We start from the raw sequence: 19980 nt of genomic DNA on the forward strand, positions 1-19980 counted from the left end.
CCCATCGGCACGCTGCCGGCATTGCGCCGCCAGCGCGGGGAAGGTGCGTGCCGGCGCCGGGCGGGATTCGACGGAACACAAAAGACGAACAGGGAGAATCTGGATGACTGAGAAGATGATCGGATTTCTGGCCACCGCCTCGCTCGCGGCGCTGATGATCGCTACCCCGGCCGCGGCGCAGGACGCGGCCGACACGAAGCCCGAGACCGAGGAGCCCGCGGCGAACGACATTGTCGTGACCGGCTATCGAGCGGCGCTCGGCTCGGTGGCGGCGATCAAGCGCAATTCGGACTCGATCGTCGACGCGATCGTGTCGGAGGACATCGGCAAGCTGCCCGACAACAACGCCGCTGAATCGATCGCGCGCGTCACCGGCGTGACCGTGCTTCGCTACAATGACGAGGCTGGCGACATTCTGGTGCGCGGCCTGCCTGACGTCTCAACCACCTTCAACAGCCGCGAATTCTTCACTGCCGACGACCGCAAGCTGCACTTGCAGGATTTCCCCGCTGGCGTCGCCGCGGGGATCGAGGTCTACAAGTCGGGCACCGCCGACCTGATCGAGCCGGGCCTCGCCGGCCTGGTCAACCTCCGCTCGCGCCGCCCGTTCGACGTCAAGGATACTCAGATCGCGGGGGAGATCCGCGGCTCGTACAACGATCAGTCGCAGGCGTTCGACCCGGCGGGCAATCTGCTGCTGACCAAACGCTGGGAGACGCCGGTGGGCGAGATCGGCGCGCTGATCAACTTCAGCTATGTCCGCACCACCTATCGCAACGCCGATCGCTATGCGGACTCGGCAGTGATCAGCCCGCAGGGGTTCAACACCGGCGATTCCGGCGACGATATCCCCGTCACGACGCCCGGCGTCGGCAACTTCCGCTTTCCCGCCAATGCCGGCAATTTCTATGAGAAGGGCGTCCGGCATCGCCCTGCGATCAACGGCACGATCCAGTGGCGACCCACGCCCGACCTCGAAATCTATGCCGAGGGTCTGTGGCAGGCCTATCGCGGCGACGTGATGCGCGACGCGTTCAACGTCAATTTCGAGCGGCGCAGCGCCAGCGGTGTGCTGCCGACGATCTCCAACGTCGTGCTCGTTCCGGGCGAGCCATTGAAGGCGCAGAGCTTCACCAAGACCGGCGGCTACGTCCCGGAATTCTTCCGCTCGACGCAGGACGACAGCACCGACACCTATCAGGGCGCGGTGGGGTTCAAGTGGAAGACGGGCCGCGCCACGCTCTCGGGTGATTTCGCCTATACGCACAGCAAATATCAGGCGCGTGAGGACAGCGTCGATGCGCAGCTCGCGACCGCGCCGACGATCAACGTCGACTGGGACGTGCGCGGCTCGGCGATCTTCGATCTGGGCGGCTACGACATCGCCAACCCGGCGAACACGCTGTGGCGCGGCTATTATCAGCGCGACTTCGTGACCAAGGGTGACGGCTATCAGGGTCGCCTCGATCTGGACCTTGAGACCGATATCGACTGGCTGCCGAATATCCAGTTCGGCGTGCGCGCGACCGATCGCACGTCGATGGCGCAGAACAATAACCGCTATGCCTATACCGCGGGCCTTGGTCTTCGCCTCGACAGCCTGCCGACCGGCGCGCTCGAGATGATCACCGACGGCTATCGCGGCGATCCGCAGCGCTTCCAGAACTGGCTCGCCGCGCCGCGCCAGTCGATCCGCGACAATGCCGAGGCGCTGCGCCAGCTCTCCTACGCCTCGCTGCAGCAACTGGTGATGCTGTTTCCCAACGACGGCGGCATCCGCGAGGCGCTGGGCAAGTTCGCCACGGCGGAAATCCCGTTCGACCCGTTCAACGGGTTCAGCGCCAAGGAATCGAGCTATGCCGCCTATCTGCAGGGCAAATATGCGTTCGATCTGGGCGGGGTTCAGGTCGACGGCACGCTGGGCGTCCGCGTCGTCAACACCGATGGTGTCTATTCGGGCTATTCGCGCGTCGACGGCCAGCCGGTGAAGCGCGACGCGCGGCAGAACTATGTCGATATCCTGCCCTCGTTCCTGTCGCGCTTCCGCTTCGGGTCGCAGTGGCAGATGCGCCTCGCCTTTACCGAGACGCGAACGCGTCCGGGCTTCGGGCAGCTCAACCCCTCGCTCAACATTACCCGCAACAGCCCAGGGCCGGACGGCTCGCCGCCGCTCTATGCGGCGTTCGGCAGTGGCGGCAATCCCGAGCTCAAGCCGCTGACCTCGAAGAACTACGACGCGACGCTCGAATATTATTTCTCGAAGAACGGATCGGCGTCGATCGCGGCCTTCTATCGCGATCTCGACGGCTTCATCAGCAACTATACCCGCGATGTGATCGACCCGGTCTATGGCCGCATCCAGATCAACCGGCCGGAGAACGCAGGCAAGGGCCGCATCAAGGGCGTCGAGGCGTCGGTCCAGACCTTCTTCGACTTCCTGCCGGGCTGGCTATCGGGCTTCGGCGCGCAAGCCAACGTCACCTATCTCGACGGCACGAATGCGTTGCCGCTGGCGCTGGGAGAAGGCGCGCGTCAGGTGAAGCTCACCGGCCTTTCGACCTGGGCGTACAATCTGACGGGCTTCTACGAGAAGCACGGCATTTCGGCCCGGCTTTCGTACAACCGCCGGTCAGAGTTCGTGACGAGCTACAACCGCACCACCAATGAGGTGCAATATGCGGGCGAGCTGACTCGCCCGATCTCGCGGCTCGACTTCTCGGTGTCCTATGACCTGACGCCCGGCTTCACGCTGGTCGGCAACGTCAGCAACCTCCTTGGCGAGCCGTTCAACAACTACCGCTACTATAACGAGAGCCAGTACTTCCCGCGCGATCTGCGCGTTGAGGGGCGGTATTTCAGCCTCGGCCTGCGCTTCAAGATGTGACCTCCGATCCCGCCGGTGCCTGCGCATCGGCGGGAACCCTGTCGCTACTCTGTCCGGGAGTTTGACGATGCGTATCCTCTGCGCGCGCGTATTGACGCCGCTGACCCTCCTTGGCGTTCCCTTCATTTCGGCTTGCGGGCAATCCCTGCCGGAAGTGGAGACTGGGCCGAGCGTCACGATCCCCGCGCCGACCCCCGCCGCTTCGCCATCGCCTGATCCAGCCGCAACCGCTGCCCCCATATTCTTCGGGCTGGAAGCGCAGGGGATCGGCGATCCAAATCCCTTCCATCAGGACGGGCGCTACCACGTCTTCTATCTGCAGAACGAGGGCCGTCATCCCTGGCGGGTCTCTTCGTCTGCTGATCTCACCGCGTGGTCGGCCCCGGTCGAGGCGGTTCCAGTCGGCCCCGCCGGCGCTCCCGATTACTGGACCGGCAGCGGCAGCGTGGTTGCCGATCCCGCCGGCGGCTATCGCATCTTCTACACCGGCCATCTTCCGGACGGGAACCCGAAGGAGATCGTGATGGCGTCGCACGCGCCCGGTCTCGCGGGACCGTGGACGAAGCTCACAACGCCGCGCTTTTCCGGGCTTCCCGATTATGATCGCTGGGATTTCCGCGACCCGTTCGTCTTTTGGAACGACGAGGCGAAGGCGTGGTGGATGCTGCTCACCACGCGCAAGAGCGGGCAGGCGGCGATCGGCCTCTATACCTCGCCCGATCTCGACCGCTGGACCGCAGCTCCGCCGCTCTACGCCGAGCCTTCTCCGCTCAACCTCGAGGTGCCCGACCTGTTCCGGGAAGGGCCGGACTGGTTCCTGCTCTATTCGGATCAGCGCGACGCGTCTCGCCAGACCCGCTACCTAAGGGCGGCAACCTCCGCCGGTCCCTATGCCTATGGCGCGTTCGATGCATTGGACGGGCGCGGCTTCTATGCCGGCAAGACCGCGGGCGCAGGTCCGAACCGGTTGCTGTTCGGCTGGATCGCCCATCGCCGCGACAAGCGTGACGATGCGGAGCTCGAATGGGGCGGCGATCTGGTCGCGCATGCGATCCGCCGCACTGTCGACGGTGCGCTTGCGGTCGACATCGCCGATCCGGTCGCGCGGCAGTTCAACGTCCTTGCAGGCCGGCTATCAACCGCGGCCCCCGCGGCCGATCCGATCGGCAAGGGGACCCGGATCACCGCCGGCCTGGCCGTGCGGCCGGGGGGCAGGTTCGGCATCCGCTTCACCAAAAGCGGCGCCATCGCAGCCCTCGCCGAGATCGATCCGGCCGCCCAGCAAGCGCGATTCGTCGTCGGCAGCCGTACCGCCGACGCGCCCCGGGTGGCTTTCCCCGCCAGCGCGGACGGTCGTTATCGCATCGATCTGCTGCTCGATCCGCGGCAGGGCTTCGGCGTGCTCTACATCAATCGCTTCCGCGCGCTGAGCTTCCGCTATTATGGCGTGAGCGGCACGGTGCCAGCATTCTACTCGGATGGGGGCTTCGTGGCGCTTGATGGCGAAGTGCGCACGAAGTGAGCTTGCCGCCTTGGCGGTGTCCTATTCATGCTCGGGGGAGCTGGCAGAATGGCTGGATTCGTCTCCGCCTCCGCCAAGACATGGGAACATTCAGCGCGGGTAGCATTTGTTCGCGTAGCAACACGAAAGCCAATTGGTGGCACGATGCTATGGACGGCACTGATGATCGCGGCGGGGACGATGGAGACCGTGGATAGCGTCGAGCGCAATGCGATCCTGGATGCTTCCCGGATTCCGGTGGTGGAGGAGCTGGGCAAACCGCCGGTGTTCGTGGTCCGCCAGCTCAACCGCCAGGGGGGCTGGGCGTTTCTGTTCGCCGACATGCAGCAGGCGGGCGGTATGCCGTTCGACTATGGCGGCACGCGCAAGGCCGAGGCGGCGCGGCAGGGCTATGTCTCGCGCAGCTATGCCGCCCTGCTGCGCAAGAGCGAGGGCGGCTGGCGCGTGGTCGAGGCAGCGATCGGCCCGACCGATGCGGCGTGGGAGGGCTGGCCTGCCAAATATGGCGTGCCGGCGACGCTGTTCGCGTTCGACGCCGCTCAATAGGTGCCGTGCTCGCTGCCCGGATAGAACCAGGCGAAGCTGCGGCTGAGGTCGTTGGTGCTGAAGACGACATGGCCGCGATTGCGCTCGAAGCCCATTGCGGGCTTGCCGTCGAGCCGGCCTGACCACCAGCCGGTCTGCGCGCGGCCGACGAACTTCACCTGCCGCTTGCCGAGCCGGAAGGTCATGTGGCGCACGCCGCCGCGCGTCACGATCGACATGCTGCACGGCTGGGGCCGACCGTCGTCGAGCACGCAGCGCACCCGCTCGGACTGCTGGGCCGGCACCGCGGCGGGTGCCAGCCCGGCCAGTGCGACGAACGGGGCAATGATCCACTTCATGCAGCGGCTGAACCGTGGGTGGCGTCAACGGTTCCAGATGTCGCGCGCCCGGTCGGCGCGGCGCTCGTAGCGGCGGGTGACGATCGAGGCCGCTTCGCCCGGATCGTCCGCACCGCGCAGCGCGCGTCCCGCCGCGGCTTCGGTATTGTTGAGCTCCCACTGGATGAACTGGAGTTGCTCGGCGAAGCTCGACTGGCGGATGTCCTTGCCGGCCCAGGCGCGGAAATCGGCCTGGCGCGGCCCTTCCCATTGCGCGAGGCCATAGCCGGGTCCGCCGCCGATCTGGTTGATGTTGGGATCCATGCCGCTCTCGGCATCGAGGTTCGCGACGATCCCGACGGCCTGGGCGCGAGTCCAGCCCTGGCCCTCGAAATAGGCGATCGCCTGGTCGATGCGCTGCTGGCGGGTGCCCTCGCCCGTCGGGGCGGGGCGGTCGGCGCCATTGGTGCCCTCGGGGCGCGCGCCGCCATTGTTGGCGCCGCCCGGCGCGCGCAGGATCACCGCGCCATGGTCGAGCGCCCAGGAGAGGTTGTTCTCCGTGATGCGCTGGCTGCCATCGGCATTGGCGTTGTTCGATCCGATCATGCGGCCGTTGCCGGCATAGATCTCGGTATGCGAGACGCCGCCGCCCTGGATGATCACGACGTCGCCGGGCTTAGCCTGGGACGGATCGACCTGAGTCCAGCCGGCGTTGCGCACGTTGCTGTTGAGCTGAGCGACCGAGTCGGTGCGCAGCGACGAATCCATCACCCCCGCCTCGATCAGCACGCCCGACACGAAGTTGGCGCAGCAGACATTGTTGGGGACGTTGGGGTTCATCGGCAGGTCGTCGGACGTGTCGGTCTTGAGGTCCGACGCGTTGCGGCCGAGATACTGGCGCGCGACGTCATAGACGTTGCCCGTGCCGCCGCCCGGGGTGCCCGCGGGGCCGTCGACGCCTTCCGAAGACCCCGCGCCGCGGGATCCGCCGCCGGGGATGGTGAGCATCTCGCCGGAGATCGCCAGCGTCCCATCCCCATAATTCGCGCAGGCGAGGCGGTTGTTGGCTTCGTCGAGCGCGAGATGGCAGGGCTGCTCGCCGCCCGAGGAAACCCGTGCCGACACGCGCCGCACCATCGCGTCGCACGCGACGATCGTGCCGGCCATCTCGTCCACCAGATAGTCGAGGCCGAAGCGCCGCGAGCGCACGCCGAACGAGGCGTTGCGCGCCTCACGCCACGGTTCGCCAACGCTCCATGCGCCGGCGGGCGAGCGCGAGAGCGGATAGAGGCCACCCCCGCCGCCACGGTCGTAGGTGCCGACGAGGAACTCCCGGCTGCGCGCCATCAGTAGATCTTCTGGTCGAGCGGCTCGATGCGGAGCGTCACGACATCGATGCCGGGCGGGCGGGTGGCGGCGAACAGGATCGCCTCGGCCACCTGTTCGGGCGGCAGCATCTTGTGCTCGGCGATCTGTTGCGCGCGTTCCGCCGCGGAATAGGGCTGCATCGCCGAGCCGATCGCGCCGGGCTCGATCAAGGTGACGCGGATGCCGTCGGGGATCATCTCCTTGCGCAGCGTCTCAGCGAAGGACGCGACGCCGCCCTTCGACGCGTTGTAGACGCTTTCGCCGACCGCCTTGATGTGGACGCTGATCGATCCCACCAGGATGACGATGCCGTCGCGGTTGCCTTGCGCCCGCATTCGCTCGATCGCGCCCTGCGTGCAGGCGACATAGCTCACCAGGTTGCTTTCGATGACATAGCGCCAGTCCGGCTCGGACATCTCCATCAGCGGGCCCGAGCCGACGCCGGCGCACGCGACGAGGATATCGAGTCCGCCCAACCAGTCGTCGACCCGCTCGAACATCCGGCCGAGACCTGACGCGTTGGAGAGATCGGCGGTGACGGATTCGATTTCGCCTTCGGCTCCCGAGGTTCGGATGCTCTCGGTCACTTGCCGGAGGTCGAGCTCGCCGCGGTCGCTGAGCAGGACGCGCGCGCCCTGCTGCACCATGCGCGCGGCGACGGCACGGCCGACCCCGCCGGCCCCGCCCGTCACCAGCACGCGCTTGCCGTGCAGAACCGTCGATTCCATCGCATTTCCTTCCAGATATCCGCGTCAGGCGGGTGGCGCTTCGCGATGCCCAGTCAACGCGCCGCGCGCCTCGGTCGCGATCGTGACGACGGCCCGCAGCAGCACCGGATCGGCAGGATGGAAATCGCGCCCGGGTTCGGTGCCGACAGCCGCCGAGAAACGGGCGAACGGCGCCTCGATCGCCGCCACCAGCATGGCGGGGTCCGGCGTGTCTTCTGCGAACGGCAGCAGCGCTTCCGCCAATCCCGTGCGCGCCGACTCACCTCCGGCCGCATCAGCGCGGCGCTCCGAGCGCATGAACTCCGCCACGATATCCGCGAAGTCCGGGTTGTCCACCTCGACCAGCGGGTCTTCCTCGCCCGTCATCGGGATCGAGTCCGGGATCGGTGCCGCGAAGGGCGCTGCCGTACCCTCGCGGGGCGCGGCCGCCTGGGCGTCCATCGCCAGTTGCAATTCCTCCGGAAGGGAACGCGGCGTCGGTGCGGGGGCCGGGGCAGGGGACCGGCACTGCAGTTTCTTCGCATCGTTTAGGATCGAGTCGAGCTTCGACCCGATCTCGACCCGATCGGTGAAGGGCAGTTGCGCGGTCACGTTGATCGGCACCTCGGATCATCTGTGCGGACCGGCGCCTCGGCCCAAGCCGGTGCCGGAACATGATATCGGGGCTAACGCGGAACTCGTCCTCAAGGTCCTCCGGTAATGGGAGAATTGCACGTCGAGAGGGAGAATATGGGCGGATCTTCCGCGTAGCTCTGAAATGGCGGCCGCCGGTAAACGGCTGCTATCCGGTGGAAACGGTCAGGGACATTTACCTAGATAAATGCGAATCGCGGCTGGCGATGACACCCGTGCCGCATGCTAGCTGCACGCATCCGCGATCTGATCAAACAACGATCCCCCGAGACGAGCTGCGATCGATGCCTCGCCGCATCGCTGCAGGTGACTCCCAGGGCCGTCCGGCCAATCACGGACGCGTTCGGACTCACGTCCGATTTCGGACGGGTTCCGCGCGTGTGTGACCAATGCGGCGAGCAGGCTCTGGCGATAAGCACGAACTCCACCGACTGAGTCTCCGCGGTGGTTAGCGGTCGACCTCGCCGAACACGATGTCGATCGAGGCCAGGATCGCGGTGACGTCGGCGAGCATGTGCCCGCGGCACATCATGTCCATCGCCTGCAGATGGCTGAAGCCCGTCGGCCTGATCTTGCAGCGATAGGGTTTGTTGCTGCCGTCGCTGACCAGATAGACGCCGAACTCGCCCTTGGGCGCTTCCGTCGCGACATAGACTTGGCCTTCCGGGACGTGGAAACCCTCGGTGTAGAGCTTGAAGTGATGGATCAGCGCTTCCATCGACTGCTTCATGTCGGCGCGCTTGGGCGGCGTCACCTTGCGGTCGTTGTTCGCGACCAGGCCGCCGGGCATGTCGCGCAGGCACTGGCTCATGATTCTGGCGGATTGCCGAACTTCCTCGACGCGCACCATGAAGCGGTCGTAGCAGTCGCCCTTGTTGCCGACCGGGATGTCGAACTCCATGCGATCGTACACGTCATAGGGCTGCGACTTGCGCAGGTCCCACGGGATGCCCGAGGCGCGCAGGCACGGCCCCGAAAAGCCCCAGCGCACCGCGTCGTCGCGGCTCACCGCGCCGATATCGACGTTGCGCTGCAGGAAGATCGGGTTGCGCTCGACCAGCGCGATCGAATCCTCGAACAGGCGCGGCAGGCGCGTGTCGAGCCAGTCGGCGATATCGACGAGGAGCTTGACCGGCACGTCCTCGCGCACGCCGCCCGGGCGGAACCAGTTGGCGTGCATGCGCGCGCCCGACGCACGCTCGTAGAAGTTCATCGTGTCCTCGCGCAACTCGAACAGCCACAGGTTCGGCGTCATCGCGCCGACGTCCATGACGTGGCTGCCGAGGTTGAGAAGGTGGTTCATGATGCGCGTGAGCTCGGCGAACAGCACGCGCAGATACTGGCCGCGCAGGGGCACCTCGAGGTCGAGCAGCTTCTCGATCGCGAGCACGTAGCTATGCTCCATGCACATCGGCGAGCAGTAATCGAGCCGGTCAAAATAGGGGATCGACTGGAGGTAGGTCTTGTACTCGGTGAACTTCTCGGTCCCGCGGTGAAGCAGCCCGACATGCGGATCGACTCGTTCCACAACTTCGCCGTCGAGCTCGAGCACCAGCCGCAGCACGCCATGCGCGGCAGGGTGCTGCGGCCCGAAGTTGACCGTCATGTTCTCGATGCGGAAGTCTTCGGCCTCCTTGCCGCCGTGCATATAGGCGGTGACCTGGTCGTGAGGCTTGTCGTCCTGATTGGGCATCGATCTCTCCGTCGGCCCCCCATGCCGCTGTGGCCAATGCATCGTTGGCGCACACTCACATGAGTTGGACCGTCCGAAGCGGGGCGCAAACTACCGGGAGCGTAATGGCTCGTGAGCACGGACGCCGGGACGCACGCAGCCATATTACGGGAGCGGAGGCCGAAAGGGGCGTGCGAGGTCGAGCCGATTGCGTCTGCATTTCCCACTCCCATCGCCATGACAGGTCTTAGGCGCTCCGCATCTGATCGCGAGCGGCGAACTCCGGATCGCCAAGGGCCGAAGAGGCACGCTCATTCTGGTCAATAATCTTCGCGATGTCGCGATGCGTCGGCCGATTCGAGGTGCCAACGGCGCAGGCTCCTGAGCGCACTTCGGCGTCCAGAAATATCCCGCGAAATCCGAGAATGTATTCCGGCCAGATTCCGGCCAAATCGGCCCTCGGGCTCGAAATCTTCTGCTAAGTATTTGAAATCGCTGGTGACCCCTACGGGACTCGAACCCGTGTTTTCGCCGTGAGAGGGCGACGTCCTAGACCGCTCGACGAAGGGGCCGTGCGAGCGGGAAGCGGCGCCTCTACAGGGAGGGGGCGGGGGCGTCAAGCGCTGCGCGCGACCTTCCCCGAGAAGTCCCCAAGGGCGTCGCGCGGCGCTGGAAATTTCCGCCATCCGCGCCTATCTGGCGGGCGATGGCGCGTTCGACACGTTCGATGGATTGGGGCTTCCCCCGCTGGCGGCCCTACGGGTCCGAGCGCGAAACCGTGCGCGTGCGCCTGTGCGATCGGGACGGGTGCGAGGAGCCGGGCGACCGGCCCGCGCCCAAATCGCCCAACAGTCCCGAGCGCTGGTATTTCTGCGAGGCGCATGCCGCCGAGTACAACCGCAACTGGAACTATTTCGAGGGGCTGACCGCCGAGGAGGCCGCCAAGCGCGAGGCTGATGAGCGGCGCACGGCTGACGGCTTCACCGCGAGCCGCCATAACGCCTGGGCCGGCCCCGGCGATGGCAGCCGCTCGCGCGACGAGATGCGTGCGCTTGACGTGCTCGAGCTCGATCCGGACGCCGATTTCGAGGGCGTGCGCGGCGCGTGGCGGCGGCTGGCGAAGGAGAACCATCCCGATATCCGCCCGAACGATGCCGAGGCGGCGAAGCGCTTCCAGGCGATCCAGACGGCCTATGAGGTGCTGCGCGCCGCCGAGGAACGGCGCCAGTGGCGGCCGGATTGAAGACGCATATCCGCTCCAACTGGTCGGGCGCGGTTCTGGTCTGCGCCAAATGTTCGAAACGGCTTGGCGGCGGGTTCGGGCCAAAGGGCAAGCAGCCGCTGGGCAAGGCGCTGCGCAAGCATCTGGGGCTGACGAAGGGCCGCAAGGCCATAGCGGGCGTGGTGGACGTCAAATGCCTCGGCGTCTGCCCGCGCGGCGCCGTGACGATGGTCAATGCCGCGGCGAGCCGCGAATGGCTGCTGGTGCCCGAAGGCGCCGACCTCGATGAGGTGGCGCGGGCGGCCGGCCTCGCGTGAAGCTCAGACGGGCCGGCGGCGGTCCAGCCAATATTGTGCCCGCGGCCAGAGCGGGAGCAGCAGCCGGTCGATCGCGGCAAGCACGATCAGGGATAGCGCCAGCATCGGCAACAGCGCCGCCAGCACGATCGTCATCGCGGCGACGATGCGCAGCTTCGCGTCGGCCGGGCGGGGCGGGGCGCCGAGCGACCCGCCGGGCCGGCGGCGCCACCACATCACCACGCCGCTCACCGCAAGCGTCATCAGCGCCAGTGCGGTGAGCACGCCGATCAACTGGTTGATCCATCCGAACAGCTGGCCTTCGTGCCAGGCGATGCCATAGCCGATGACGCGATCGATCACATGCTTGTCGGCGAACCGCTCGCGCGCCACGACCTTGCCTGTCACCGGATCGAAGCTGACCGAGCGAGCCAGCGGACGGTTCTGCGTCTCGCTCGACACCTTCCAAACATTGCCGTTGGGCGGGCCGAACGGCATCGGTGCGCCGGGTGGGGTCAGCACGACCGGCTCGGGCAGGTCTTCCAGTCCGGCGCGCAGATAGATGTCGGTCAGGCTGAGGCCGGCGGTCACCGGCTTTGCCTGCGCGCGCATCATGGCGTCGTGGTCATGCTCGGCATGAAAGTCGATCCCGCCCTTCCACTGCTGCGGCCCCTGCACCAGCCCCAGCTCGGCGCGCACTGCGCGGAATGCGGTCGCCCAGCCATCGGTCCAGGGCAGGCCGGAGAGCAGCAGCACGAGTGCCAGACCGCTCACCCAAAAGCCGGTCACCGCATGGAGGTCGCGCCAGAAAAGCCGCCCGCGCGCGCCGATTCGCGGCCAGAGCACGCCCCCCAACCCGCGGCCGCGCGGCCACCAGAGATAAAGGCCGGAGATAATCAGCAGGATCGCCCAGCAGGCGGCGGTCTCGACCAGCAATCCACCCCATTTTCCCATCAGCAGCGAGCCGTGGATGCGCGAAACCGTCACCGCTATCCGTGCGTCGGGGTCGGCGATGCCGAGAACCCGACCGTCGGGCGATACTCCGACGTCGCGCATGCTCCCGTCGGGCAGGCCGATATGGATCACCGCGGCGCCCGCCGGCGCGGGCGGCATGCGATAGCTGTAGAATTGTGCGCCCGGCACTGCGGCGAGCGCGGCCTTCAACTGATCGTCGGGCGAGACGATGCGCTGGAACGGCGCACTGTGCCAATGCCGTTCCTGCCACGCGTCCAACTGCGGCTTGAACAGATAGATCGCCCCGGTCAGCGACAGCAGCAGGATGAACGGCACCACGAACATCCCGGCATAGAAATGCCAGCGCCAGATCGCGCGGTAGAGGCGGCCGTCGTCCGGCTTCACGCCGCGTAGCGTTCCGCCGTGGCGCGGATCAGCGCGATCATGTTGGGGATGCCCTGCGTGCGGTTTGAACTGAGCTGGTTGCGCAGGTCGAACGGCGCCAGTGCGTCCTCGATGCGCGTCGCCAGGATATCGGCGGGGCTGCGGTCCTGCACCGTCAGCAGGACCAGCGCGATGATCCCCTTGGTGATCGCGGCGTTGCTGTCGGCAAGGAAATGGAGCGTGCCGTCGTCGCGCACGGTGGGATAGACCCACACCGCCGCCGAGCAGCCGCGCACCAGCGTCGCATCGGTCTTGAGCGCATCGGGCATGGGTTCGAGCGCGCGGCCGAGGTCGATCAGCAGGCGATAGCGATCGTCGGCATCGAGGAACGCATATTCGTCGCGGATATCGTCAAGGTTCGGCATCGCCGCGCCTATAGCGGGGTTGCGCCGCCATGCCAGCAGGGCATTTTGACCTAGGGGCAAAGATCGCGCGGCTCCAGACGGACGCACTGCGCTTCCTCGAACAGCACCGGATCACGCGCTGATCCGATGCTGGGCCGGGAGCGGCTGCAAGGGTGCCGCTCCCGGTTATGCGTTACAGGTCGACGCCGGCGGCGATCGCCTCGAGCTTGCGGATGCGTTCCTTGAGATCGGCGATCTCGATCCGTGCGCCCGCGGTGCTGGGGGCGGGGTGGTGGCCGTCGCCGGCATGGGCCAGGTTCAGCTCCTGCCGCTTTAGCGACAGCCAGCCGCGCCATCCGGCGAGGCCCGCCGCGGTGACCATGCCGAGCCCTGCCAGGCCGGCCGTCGCCATCACGAGGTAGAAATTGGGGTCACTCATCACGCCCTCCATCAGACGCGTTCGGTTGCGTTGTGCCGGTCAGTTCCGACCGTCGCGCAGCTTCTCGATCTCGCGGTCGAGATTGGTTGCGCTGTGATTGTCGGTGATCACCCGCTCCAGAACCGCGATGCGATCCTTGAGCGTGCGCACCTCTTCCTGAAGACGCCGGGCCTCGGCAGCGTTCGCGCCGTCGTTGACGTGATGCTCGTTGCCCCACTTGTCCTTGCGGACGCCCATCTTCGCGCGGACGATGCCGCCGATGGTCACGATCAGGACGATCCCGATCACCATCTCAAACGGACCCATCTTCTAGCCTCCTGCCTTGTTCAGCCCGTGGCGGGCGTGTCGTTTCAGTTTGTCGCTTCCGCCTGCTCGCGCGCGAGCCTCTCGGCGCGGCGGACGGGGCGGTCGCGCATCTCGGACAGCGTGACGCCGATCGCGCCGATCACGCCCAGTACCGCGAAGAACCCGATCAACATTGTTGTTACTCCCGTTACACAGGGTTGGTCAGTTTACCGGCCGCTCGTCGCGCAGCCGCTCGATTTCGTCGGAAAGGTCGAGACCCTTGTCGGTCGCGATCCGCTCCAGCACCCGCACCCGCTGCTCCAGCCGCTCGGTATGCGCCGCATATTGCGCGGCCTTCTCGGCGGTCTGTGCGTTGAGCGCTTCGGCCATCTTCTCCTTGTGCTTCAGCCAGCGGCGGAACATGTCGGCGCCGATCCCGAGGATCACCGGCAGCCCCACCACGATCATGAAGAAGCCGAGAACGAAGGGGCCTTTATCCATGGTGGTCAGTCCTCAGTTCTTGGTGACGCGGAGCGCTTCGATCTCGCGATCCAGCGCCACGCTGCCATCGGTGACGATCCGCTCGACATTCGCCAACCGGTCCTTGATCGAGCCGAGCTCGGCGCGGAGCTGAGCATTCTCCTGACTCAGCAGCTTGATGCGCTCCATGCTCTCGTCGCTGGTCTTGGGATACACCGCCTGTCCCCAGGCTCCGTCGAGCGGGTAGCCGTGCTTGATCCGAAGCCAGGTGGTGAGCACCCAGCCGCCAATTCCCATCGCGCCCATGATGACGATCAGGGGGAAGAAGGGCTGAACAAACGCGATATCCATCTTCATTATCCTTTTGCGTTCGTTGCGTTTCAGCGCAGCGAGTCGATTTCGCGGGCGGTGCGCGCGGCGGGATCGGTGGCGATGCGCTCCAGCACTGCGATCCGTTCCTCCAGCCGGCCGATCTGCCCCGTCAGCCGCTCATTTTCGTTCGTCAGCAGCTCGATCTCGCGCTTCGCGGCGGGATCGGCCTTGCCGGTCATGCCGCTCCACTCATTCTCCACCGGATAGCCGTGCTTTGCGCGGATCCAGGTCGATACGAGCCAGCCGAAGGTCGAGATCGCGATGATTGCGACGACGAAACCCGGTCCACTCCAGCTCATCTGTGATTCCCTCCCGTTGACGCCGCGGCTCAGCGCAGGCGCTCGATCTCGTCGGCGAGCTGCGTGTTGCGGCTCGTGTAGAATGTTTCGATGTCGGCCATGCGGCGGTCGATATCGCGCAGCTTCGAGCGGACTTCGGCAGTCGAGCGGCGCGGATTGGCCCGCACGCCCTGCCAGAATTTCCTGTCCTCGTCGCTGTGGTAAAGCCCGATCGGCTTCTGCGAGGTGACCATCGCCAGGCCGATATAGACGAAGAACATCAGCGGGAAGGTGGCGACCAGCAGGGCCAGGAAGCCCAGGCGGATCCACAGCGGGTCGACGCCGGTATACTCACCAAGACCCTCGCAGACGCCCAGCCATTTGCCGTTGACCTTGTCGCGATAGAGTTGCGTGCGGCTGGCAGACATTTCAGTTCCTCCGTGCGCGTTCATAGTCGGGGAGTTCGCGGATCGGCGGCGCATCGTTGCCGCGCAGGCGGAACTCGGGATTGTCGGCGGCGATGATCCGCTCGATGGTCATGAGGCGATCTTCGAGCCGGCGTGCCGTGTAGTGCAGCTCGTCCAGCAGGTTCTCGTCCTCGCCCGTCAGCGTCTTCGCCTGCTTCCACTTCGTCGTATAGTGCAGGATCAGCCACGGGATGCCGATGATCGGTGCGATGATCACCAGGCCGACAAAGAAGTCTTGCATCGCCTCAGCCCTCCTTGTTCAGGCGCGCCTTGAGCGCGGCCAGCTCGGCGTCGACCTTCTCGGCTGACTGGAGCTCGGCGATCTCCTCCTCCAGCGTCTTCTTCGGCGCGCCCAGCGCCAGCGCGTCGGCGCGGCCCTCGGCAAAGTCGACGCGGCGCTCGAGCAGGTCGAAGCGGCTGAACGCCTCGCTCACCTTGGAGCCGTTGGTCATCTCGCGCAGCTTGACGCGGTTGTTGGCGCTTTCCAGCCGGGTCATGATCGCGTTCTGGCGAGCGCGGGCATCGCGCAGCTTGGTCTGCAGCTTGGCGATATCCTCTTCCGAGGCGCGCAGCGCATCGTCGAGCACCGCGATCTCGGCGCGAAGCTGATCGCACATGTCGAACGCCTTCTGGCGTTCCACCAGCGCTGCCTTGGCCAGGTCCTCGCGGTCCTTGCTCAGCGCCAGCTCGGCCTTCTCGGTCCAGCTCGCCTGCAGGTTCTCCAGCTTCGCGATATGGCGCCGCATCTCCTTCTGGTCGGCGATGGTGCGCGCCGCGCTGGCGCGAACCTCGACCAGAGTCTCCTCCATCTCGAGGATGATCATGCGGATCATCTTCGCCGGGTCCTCCGCCTTGTCGAGAAGGTCGGTCATGTTGGCTGCGATGATGTCGCGGGTGCGAGAGAAAATGCCCATCTTCAACTTGCTCCTTGAAACTTCGTGCCGCCGGGCGGGCTAGGGGGTGCCCGCCCGGCGGGACCGCTCAGGCCGTGGCCTGAGTGGAAACGTCTGCCGTCGCGGTGGCGGCGGGGCCGACCACGCTGGCGAGGCAGGTGGTGCTCACGACCAGGGTGCAGACCAGCGCTGCCATCGTGGCGCGAAAGCTGTTGTTGCCCTTGTACATTGTCGTTCCGTCCCTTGGTGTCTCGTTTGCCGCTCGATTGCGGCATGCCCGATATATTGCAGGGGGCGTGCCAAGTTCGGAAACTGGCTGAAATCCGCCATTTTTCATGTGTTACGGCGATTGGTCGCAAATGTTCTCTTGCCAAGTGTTGGGAAAATACCCCAAAGGTTCGGATATGGAGCGCGCGACCCAGGTCATCGGCCAATCCGGCGCCTTTCTCGACGCGCTCGAGCTTGCCTCGCGCGCGGCGGCGCTCGATCGCCCGGTGCTGGTGATCGGCGAGCGCGGGACCGGCAAGGAACTGGTCGCCGAGCGCCTCCATCGCCTGTCGCCGCGCTGGGATCAGCCGCTCGTCGTGATGAACTGTGCCGCGCTTCCCGAAACGCTGATCGAGGCCGAGCTGTTCGGCCACGAGGCAGGCGCCTTCACGGGTGCCTCCAAATCGCGCGCGGGCCGGTTCGAGGAAGCAGATGGCGGCACGCTGTTCCTCGACGAGCTGGGCACGCTCAGCATGGCGGCGCAGGACCGTCTGCTGCGCGCGGTCGAATATGGCGAGATCACGCGGATCGGCGCGTCGCGCCCGATTCAGGTGGATGTCCGCATCATCGCCGCGACCAACGAGCATCTGCCCGAGCGGGTGGAGAAGGGGACCTTCCGCGCCGACCTGCTCGACCGCCTTTCGTTCGAGGTGGTGACGCTGCCCCCGTTGCGCGCGCGCGCCGGCGATATCCTCGTCCTCGCCGAGTTCTTCGGCCGGCGCATGTCGTCGGAGATCGGGCGGGACTGGGAGGGGTTCGGCCCCACCGCGCTCGATGCGCTCACCGACTATAGCTGGCCCGGCAATGTCCGCGAGCTGCGCAACGTGGTCGAGCGCGCTGTCTATCGCTGGGACCGGCACGGGCCGGTGGATGCGATCCAGATCGATCCCTTCGCCTCGCCCTATCGTCCCGCGCCGATGCCGCACGGAATCCCCGGCAACGCCGCCCCGGTCCAGCTCGTCACCGAGGAGCCCGGCCCGCTGCCCCGGCGCGAGGACGATCTGTCAGGCGACTTCAAGAGCCGCGTCAACCGCTTCGAGCGCGAACTGCTGAGCCGGGCATTGTCCGAGAACCGATTCAACCAACGCGCCACCGCCGAGGCTCTGGGCCTGAGCTACGACCAGCTTCGCCACGCGCTCAAACGGCATGAGCTGCTGAACGCGGGCGGATAGCGACCCGTTCACTTCCTCTTCCACTGCCGTCATGCTAAATTTGTTTCAGCATCCACCGTACCACCAGCGGCTCAGCCGCCTGTGGAGAAATGGATCCTGAAACAAGCTCGGGATGACCAAGGGCGGCGTGGGCAGGTGCGCATAGCCATTGCCAGCGCTCCCGAGCACCGCCTATCGCGCCCGGCATGGAATTCACCGCAGAAATCGTCGCCTTCCTCCTCGCCATCGCCTTCGTCGCCGGAACGATCGACGCAATGGCCGGCGGCGGCGGGCTGCTGACCATTCCCGCGCTGATGGCGGCCGGGGTGCCGCCGGTCGCGGCGATCGCCACCAACAAGCTGCAGAGCGCGTTCGGCACCGCCTCGGCCTGCATCGCCTATTGGCGCGGCGGGCATCTCGACCTGCGGCGTTTCGCGATGCCCGCGGCGGGGGCGTTCCTCGGCTCGGCGGCGGGCGCCTTCACCGTCCAGCATGTCGATCCGGGCTTCCTCACCGCCTTCGTGCCGGTGCTGCTGATCCTGATGGCGATCTATTTCCTGCTCGCGCCGCCGATGGGAGAGATGGACCGCCACGCCCGGCTCGGTCCCGTCGGCCTCACCGCAGTGTCGGCGGTGCTCGGCTTCTACGACGGCTTCTTCGGCCCCGGCGCGGGATCGTTCCTGACCACGATGATGGTCGCGCTCGCCGGCCTCGGCCTGGTTCGCGCCATCGCCAATGCCAAGTTCCTGAACTTCGCCACCAATGTCGCCGGCCTGCTCGCGATGATCGCGGGCGGCAAGGTGTTGTGGATGCTGGGCCTCGGCATGGCCGCATCCAACATCGTCGGCAACCAGATCGGCGCGCGGCTCGCGATGCGCTTTGGGGGCAGGGGCGTGCGTCCGCTGCTCGTTCTCATGTCCGTGGCGCTCACCGTGAAGCTGCTGTCGGACCCCGCCAACCCGATCTGGGCGTGGCTGCCCCACTGATCGTCCATTTCGATGGCGGCACGAGAAAAATTTGTGCGGCGAAGCATCGCCTGATGCGTTAGGCGGGCGCGACACCAGAACAAGGAGGGTCTTCCCATGGCTTTTGAACTGCCCACGCTGCCTTATGCCAAGGACGCGCTCGCGCCGACCATCTCGGCCGAGACGCTCGATTTCCACTATGGCAAGCATCACAAGGCCTATGTCGACAAGACCAATGGCTTCGTCGCCGACAAGGGCCTTGCGGGGAAGAAGCTCTCCGAGGTGATCCGCCACGCCAAGGAGACCGGCGACAAGGCGCTGTTCAACAACTCGGCGCAGATCTGGAATCACACCTTCTACTGGTTCGGCCTGACGCCTGAGCCCAAGGAGCCGACCGGCAAGCTCGCCGAGCTGATCGAGAAGACCTTCGGCTCGAAGGAAGAGCTGGTGAAGAAGCTGATCGCCGAGGCGACCAATCATTTCTCCAACGGCTGGGGCTGGCTGGTGCTCGACGGCGACGAGATCAAGGTGACCTCGCTCCACGACGCCGACACGCCGGTGGTCTATGATTACAAGCCGCTGCTGACGATCGATGTGTGGGAGCACGCCTATTACATCGACTATCGCAACGCGCGCCCGGGCTATCTCGACGCGATCACCAAGATCATCGACTGGGATTTCGTCGCGGCGAACCTTGATGGCGAAGGCGTGAGCCGGGCCGACCAGGAAGGCTGATCGTCACGACCCATATGAAAAGGGCTGCGGTTCACGTGAACCGCGGCCCTTTTTCTTGTCCGGCCCGGGGACTCACTGCTCTGGCGGCAGCGCCTTGTCGACGATCTCGCGGTCGGTGGTCAGGCCGTGGCGCAGCAGCATGGGCACGTTGCCCATCGCGAAGATCAGCGTCAGCGGCACCACGCCCCAAAGCTTGAAGCCGACCCAGAAGTCCCAACTTTGCGTGCGCCAGACGATCTCGTTGAGGATCGCCATCGCGACGAAGAACACGGTCCAGTTGATCGTCAGCAGCCGCCAGCCCTTGGCGGTCAGCCCCGGATAGGCGCTTTCGAGCAGCATCTGCAGCAGCGGCTTCTTCGCGATCAGGCCATAGGCGAGCACCGCGGCGAACATCGAGTAGACGATCGTCGGCTTGACCTTGATGAAGGTCTCGTCGTGGAACCACAGGGTCAGCCCGCCGAATACCAGCACCAGCGCCCCCGAGATCCACAGCATCGGCGAGATGTGTCGCGTCTTCCACAGCGACAGGCCCATCGCAATGAAGATCGCGACCATGAACGCCGCGGTCGCCACCATCATCCGCATGAGCTGCGGCCCGCCCATCAGGCTGTTGACGGCGAAGAACACGGCGAGCGGGCCGAAATCGATCAGCATGCGCAGCCCCGGAGTCGGGACAGGCTTTGCGGCAGGGGATTCGCTGGAGGTCATGATGGCCTTA

At 66.1% G+C, this 19980-nt stretch carries 26 protein-coding genes and 1 tRNA gene; 8 read left to right on the forward strand and 19 right to left on the reverse strand.

Going from position 1 to position 19980, the window contains the following annotated elements:
• Nucleotides 1–103: 103 nt before the first annotated feature.
• The 3 genes from VGD28_RS05430 (at nucleotide 104) to VGD28_RS05440 (ending at nucleotide 4952) form a co-directional block, all read left to right on the forward strand.
• Nucleotides 104–2884, forward strand: a complete 2781-nt coding sequence (locus tag VGD28_RS05430) for a TonB-dependent receptor (RefSeq protein WP_331027311.1) — start codon at nucleotides 104–106, stop codon at nucleotides 2882–2884.
• A 67-nt stretch (nucleotides 2885–2951) separates the two neighbouring features.
• Nucleotides 2952–4406, forward strand: coding sequence for a hypothetical protein (locus VGD28_RS05435; protein ID WP_331027312.1), 1455 nt, complete (start codon nucleotides 2952–2954; stop codon nucleotides 4404–4406).
• Between the two features lie 144 nt (nucleotides 4407–4550).
• Nucleotides 4551–4952 carry a hypothetical protein gene (locus VGD28_RS05440; protein WP_331027313.1) on the forward strand — a complete coding sequence of 134 codons (402 nt, stop codon included), beginning with the start codon at nucleotides 4551–4553 and terminating at the stop codon, nucleotides 4950–4952.
• Here the strand turns inward: VGD28_RS05440 and VGD28_RS05445 are convergent.
• The 6 genes from VGD28_RS05445 to VGD28_RS05470 form a co-directional block, all read right to left on the reverse strand.
• Nucleotides 4946–5290 (reverse strand): hypothetical protein, encoded by a 345-nt coding sequence (locus VGD28_RS05445; protein ID WP_331027314.1) that lies wholly within the window; start codon nucleotides 5288–5290, stop codon nucleotides 4946–4948. The genes VGD28_RS05440 and VGD28_RS05445 overlap by 7 nt on opposite strands.
• Nucleotides 5291–5314: 24 nt before the next feature.
• On the reverse strand, nucleotides 5315–6616 hold the full coding sequence (locus tag VGD28_RS05450; protein ID WP_331027315.1) for a phage tail tip lysozyme: 1302 nt from the start codon (nucleotides 6614–6616) through the stop codon (nucleotides 5315–5317).
• A complete protein-coding gene (locus VGD28_RS05455) occupies nucleotides 6616–7365 on the reverse strand; it encodes an SDR family oxidoreductase (RefSeq protein WP_331027316.1) in 750 nt (249 codons plus the stop codon). The genes VGD28_RS05450 and VGD28_RS05455 overlap by 1 nt, the downstream gene beginning before the upstream one ends.
• A gap of 24 nt (nucleotides 7366–7389) precedes the next feature.
• Nucleotides 7390–7968: a hypothetical protein gene (locus VGD28_RS05460; RefSeq protein ID WP_331027317.1), complete on the reverse strand. Its 579-nt coding sequence runs from the start codon at nucleotides 7966–7968 to the stop codon at nucleotides 7390–7392.
• A 478-nt stretch (nucleotides 7969–8446) separates the two neighbouring features.
• Nucleotides 8447–9646, reverse strand: a complete 1200-nt coding sequence (locus tag VGD28_RS05465) for an NADH-quinone oxidoreductase subunit D (RefSeq protein WP_331027357.1) — start codon at nucleotides 9644–9646, stop codon at nucleotides 8447–8449.
• A gap of 520 nt (nucleotides 9647–10166) precedes the next feature.
• Nucleotides 10167–10242: transfer RNA gene (locus tag VGD28_RS05470), tRNA-Glu, on the reverse strand.
• A gap of 134 nt (nucleotides 10243–10376) precedes the next feature.
• Here VGD28_RS05470 and VGD28_RS05475 point away from each other — a divergent pair.
• Nucleotides 10377–10913: a J domain-containing protein gene (locus tag VGD28_RS05475; RefSeq protein ID WP_331027318.1), complete on the forward strand. Its 537-nt coding sequence runs from the start codon at nucleotides 10377–10379 to the stop codon at nucleotides 10911–10913.
• Nucleotides 10898–11209 (forward strand): (2Fe-2S) ferredoxin domain-containing protein, encoded by a 312-nt coding sequence (locus VGD28_RS05480; RefSeq protein ID WP_414714471.1) that lies wholly within the window; start codon nucleotides 10898–10900, stop codon nucleotides 11207–11209. The genes VGD28_RS05475 and VGD28_RS05480 overlap by 16 nt, the downstream gene beginning before the upstream one ends.
• 3 nt (nucleotides 11210–11212) lie before the next feature.
• Here VGD28_RS05480 and VGD28_RS05485 read toward each other — a convergent pair whose 3' ends face one another.
• The 12 genes from VGD28_RS05485 to VGD28_RS05540 all read right to left on the reverse strand — a co-directional run bounded on the left by VGD28_RS05485 (nucleotide 11213) and on the right by VGD28_RS05540 (nucleotide 16373).
• Complete coding sequence (locus VGD28_RS05485; protein WP_331027319.1) at nucleotides 11213–12547, reverse strand: PepSY domain-containing protein; 1335 nt, start codon at nucleotides 12545–12547, stop codon at nucleotides 11213–11215.
• Nucleotides 12544–12951, reverse strand: a complete 408-nt coding sequence (locus tag VGD28_RS05490; protein ID WP_331027320.1) for a SufE family protein — start codon at nucleotides 12949–12951, stop codon at nucleotides 12544–12546. Before VGD28_RS05490 ends, VGD28_RS05485 begins: the two co-directional genes overlap by 4 nt.
• A 172-nt stretch (nucleotides 12952–13123) precedes the next feature.
• A complete protein-coding gene (locus tag VGD28_RS05495) occupies nucleotides 13124–13369 on the reverse strand; it encodes a hypothetical protein (protein WP_331027321.1) in 246 nt (81 codons plus the stop codon).
• A gap of 39 nt (nucleotides 13370–13408) precedes the next feature.
• A complete protein-coding gene (locus VGD28_RS05500; RefSeq protein ID WP_331027322.1) occupies nucleotides 13409–13675 on the reverse strand; it encodes a hypothetical protein in 267 nt (88 codons plus the stop codon).
• Nucleotides 13676–13719: 44 nt separating this feature from the next.
• Nucleotides 13720–13848 (reverse strand): hypothetical protein, encoded by a 129-nt coding sequence (locus VGD28_RS05505; protein ID WP_331027323.1) that lies wholly within the window; start codon nucleotides 13846–13848, stop codon nucleotides 13720–13722.
• A 28-nt stretch (nucleotides 13849–13876) separates the two neighbouring features.
• Nucleotides 13877–14155, reverse strand: a complete 279-nt coding sequence (locus tag VGD28_RS05510) for a hypothetical protein (RefSeq protein WP_331027324.1) — start codon at nucleotides 14153–14155, stop codon at nucleotides 13877–13879.
• A 12-nt stretch (nucleotides 14156–14167) separates the two neighbouring features.
• Nucleotides 14168–14485 (reverse strand): hypothetical protein, encoded by a 318-nt coding sequence (locus tag VGD28_RS05515; protein WP_331027325.1) that lies wholly within the window; start codon nucleotides 14483–14485, stop codon nucleotides 14168–14170.
• Nucleotides 14486–14514: 29 nt separating this feature from the next.
• Nucleotides 14515–14805: a hypothetical protein gene (locus VGD28_RS05520; RefSeq protein WP_331027326.1), complete on the reverse strand. Its 291-nt coding sequence runs from the start codon at nucleotides 14803–14805 to the stop codon at nucleotides 14515–14517.
• A gap of 29 nt (nucleotides 14806–14834) precedes the next feature.
• Nucleotides 14835–15212, reverse strand: a complete 378-nt coding sequence (pspC, locus tag VGD28_RS05525) for an envelope stress response membrane protein PspC (protein ID WP_331027327.1) — start codon at nucleotides 15210–15212, stop codon at nucleotides 14835–14837.
• A 1-nt stretch (nucleotide 15213) separates the two neighbouring features.
• On the reverse strand, nucleotides 15214–15492 hold the full coding sequence (gene pspB / locus VGD28_RS05530; protein WP_331027328.1) for an envelope stress response membrane protein PspB: 279 nt from the start codon (nucleotides 15490–15492) through the stop codon (nucleotides 15214–15216).
• 4 nt (nucleotides 15493–15496) lie between these two features.
• Complete coding sequence (gene pspA, locus VGD28_RS05535; RefSeq protein ID WP_331027329.1) at nucleotides 15497–16165, reverse strand: phage shock protein PspA; 669 nt, start codon at nucleotides 16163–16165, stop codon at nucleotides 15497–15499.
• 67 nt (nucleotides 16166–16232) lie between these two features.
• A complete protein-coding gene (locus VGD28_RS05540; RefSeq protein ID WP_331027330.1) occupies nucleotides 16233–16373 on the reverse strand; it encodes a hypothetical protein in 141 nt (46 codons plus the stop codon).
• 175 nt (nucleotides 16374–16548) lie between these two features.
• On the opposite strand from VGD28_RS05540, the gene pspF reads away from it, so the two are divergent.
• From pspF to VGD28_RS05555, 3 genes are all read left to right on the forward strand, one after another.
• Complete coding sequence (gene pspF, locus VGD28_RS05545) at nucleotides 16549–17583, forward strand: phage shock protein operon transcriptional activator (protein ID WP_331027331.1); 1035 nt, start codon at nucleotides 16549–16551, stop codon at nucleotides 17581–17583.
• A 185-nt stretch (nucleotides 17584–17768) separates the two neighbouring features.
• Nucleotides 17769–18548 carry a TSUP family transporter gene (locus VGD28_RS05550; protein ID WP_331027332.1) on the forward strand — a complete coding sequence of 260 codons (780 nt, stop codon included), beginning with the start codon at nucleotides 17769–17771 and terminating at the stop codon, nucleotides 18546–18548.
• Nucleotides 18549–18644: 96 nt separating this feature from the next.
• Nucleotides 18645–19262, forward strand: a complete 618-nt coding sequence (locus VGD28_RS05555) for a superoxide dismutase (RefSeq protein WP_331027333.1) — start codon at nucleotides 18645–18647, stop codon at nucleotides 19260–19262.
• Between the two features lie 72 nt (nucleotides 19263–19334).
• Here VGD28_RS05555 and VGD28_RS05560 read toward each other — a convergent pair whose 3' ends face one another.
• The gene (locus VGD28_RS05560) at nucleotides 19335–19970 is read right to left on the reverse strand and encodes a septation protein A (RefSeq protein ID WP_331027334.1); all 636 of its coding nucleotides are present in this window, start codon (nucleotides 19968–19970) and stop codon (nucleotides 19335–19337) included.
• Nucleotides 19971–19980: the final 10 nt, after the last annotated feature.

The organism is Sphingomonas sp. (assembly GCF_036402235.1).
GTDB lineage: Bacteria > Pseudomonadota > Alphaproteobacteria > Sphingomonadales > Sphingomonadaceae > Sphingomonas.